This is a genomic window from Candidatus Magnetaquicoccus inordinatus, from assembly GCF_004217665.1.
GTDB lineage: Bacteria > Pseudomonadota > Magnetococcia > Magnetococcales > Magnetaquicoccaceae > Magnetaquicoccus > Magnetaquicoccus inordinatus.
Genome location: NZ_RXIU01000350.1, coordinates 1 through 2,289 on the forward strand (window position 1 = coordinate 1; position 2,289 = coordinate 2,289).

At 57.2% G+C, this 2,289-nt stretch carries 2 protein-coding genes and 1 pseudogene; all 3 read right to left on the minus strand.

Features of this window, described 5'->3' with window-relative positions; translation table 11 throughout:
* Positions 1-569, minus strand: a 569-nt coding sequence (locus EJP87_RS15510) for a phage head morphogenesis protein (protein ID WP_130472761.1), incomplete at its 3' end; no start/stop codon positions are given.
* On the minus strand, positions 550-2,052 hold the full coding sequence (locus tag EJP87_RS15515; RefSeq protein ID WP_227657693.1) for a DUF935 domain-containing protein: 1,503 nt from the start codon (positions 2,050-2,052) through the stop codon (positions 550-552). The genes EJP87_RS15510 and EJP87_RS15515, both read right to left, overlap by 20 nt.
* A gap of 5 nt (positions 2,053-2,057) precedes the next feature.
* A pseudogene (locus EJP87_RS19105) lies at positions 2,058-2,289 on the minus strand (phage terminase large subunit); the annotation flags it as partial.

A 2,289-nucleotide genomic window follows, 5' to 3' on the forward strand; every position in this document is an offset into this window, starting at 1 on the left:
GCTCTGACCGAGCAACGGCAGTTCCAGCCGTTTGGCGGATAGATTGTTGCCCAGATAGGATCGTCAAAACGAAATACCGAGCCGTCAAGCGCGGCATGGGCTGGCCTGGTGCGTCCGTCGATCACGGCGACGTACATCCAATAAGGGCGGTGGTCAGAGTTTTCAAGCTGTTCCCGGTAACGTCCGGCCATGTAGGCGGCCTGGATGTTGGTCTGATAGATGGTGTGCAGGCGCCAGGCGCTGCCGAGCTGTACCGACTGCTCCTCACCAGCGGGGTTGATGAGCGTCTGTCTGCCCCACCAGCCTTTTTCCTGCAGAATTGGGGTCAGGGTATCGATAAACCATTTTTCGCTCTTGCCTTCGGCCAGCGCCTGGTCAAGGTGCTGCCGGATTGTCTGCAAAATATCCAGCGATCCGGCCTTGGCGACCGTGAACGCCTTGGCGTGCAGTTCGCGCCACACCTCTGTCCAATCCCAGGTGATCTGATACCCCTTGGAGCGAAAATATTCGATGGCCTTTTCCGGCGGCAGGCGACAGACGAAGGCGAGATCAATCGGATCCTTGGCCATTGAGCCTCCCCCATGTTTCGGCAGCGAAAAAGGCGCGGGCAAGCAGCTCGGTCATCTGGCTGGTGTCCATCTGCGGATAGGTGGCTGCCAGCCAGCCCATGATCTCTTGCGGCGTGGCACCATCCTGCAGGCGGTCGAGAATGGGTTGTACGATCGCTGCGAGCGCCTTTTGCAACAGGTCGTCCGGCGGGATGGCAGCATCAACAACCGTCTGGGGATCCTGCAGTTTAGAGGAGGGAGCTGTTTCGGCAAACGCGCCGGGCTGGTCACCTGTTGCTGTGGGTGCGACGGTGCCGCCTGTGGCTGACTCCTGGGCAGACAGTGTTGTAGTTGGCCGTTCGCTCCAGGCGTCATCGTAGGTGCGATTGATGTACTCCAGATCCGGTTTGAACCCCATGTCGTGGATGATCTTGTCGCGCTCGGCTCTGGCTTTGAGATCCTCTGGCAGCGCAACATCCCACTTGATGTGTGGCGGGATAGCGTTGGGAAAATTAAAATCGGTGATCCAGGTCAACAGCGATTCGTTGAGGGTGTCGGCCAGCAGATCGGCGTCGGCCTGTACCAGCTCTAGGCGAACCTCGTTGCGGATGATGGCTGCTGCCGCCAGAGCGCCGCCACCTCGGCCACTGTTAGCTTCGCCATCCCCCAGAATAGTGCGGGTGATGCGGTTGTCGTTGTACTTGCAAAATGCTTCATGGGAGAGAGTGCCACCTCCCGCCTTGGCGGCCTCCAACAGCTCGATTTCGTACCCCTCCGGCAAGACGATATTGGTTTCCTGGCTGAAATCGCGCAAAATAGCCAAAAATCTTGCCCTTTCTTCCTCTGTGCCGTTGGGCAGTCTGCCGATCAGCGCTGGATTGCCGAAACGATCCAAAAAGGTAGACCAAAATCGTGCGCCATTCTGTTTGAAATAGACGGGCCAGAACAGAATGGAGCCCAAGCCCACGCCATAGGGGTTGTCATCTTTGGCGCCGTAGCGATGCACAATAAATTTTTTCGCCGGAACAGTGTCGCCGGGATAGAAGTTGTTCCAGCTGACTAGCAGCAGCTCCGACCGTTCGTTGAAATAGAAGCGCCGTTGATCACGCATCAATATTTTGCGGGGAACGATAAATTTGCCATCTGTTTCCCAGATGATCTCTCCGACCGAGAAGCCCTTGAGAATGGCATCCAGCAGCCCAAGGCAGATTTTGTTGAAAGGCAGTTTTTGCAGCAGTCTTTCGACCAGTTCCGCCGCTTTCTGGTCGGGTGCTGCCTCTGAGGCGGGTTCAACTGCCCATGGGCGGCCAATAACGGCCAGCTTACGTTTTTGCAGGTCAGAGGCGACCGCGTCGTCTTGCTCCAGCTTGTCGTAGATCCAAAGCCCCAGACTGCCGCCTTCCTGTAGGAGTGTTTCGTCGTGCGGGCGCAGAATGCCCGCTACGGCTGGCCAGTGGATATTACCACCAATTGGAGCGATTTCCTTTTTGAGTTTGCCATCCATATCGATCACCCGTTATGCCATTTGAAGCGAGATGAGGCGCGTTTGCCCCAGGATTTGACTTGATCGAGCCCGCCGCCTTGCTTGGCAGCGATGGTGAAGAGCATATGCAGCGCGTCCGGGCCATCGTCGTGACTGTCCGCTTCGCCGTAGCGACGCAATTGCTCAATCAGTGTCGATTGGGACTGGTGGAAACGGATCAAGCCGTTGGCAATATGGGGTTGCAGGGAGGTGATGCGC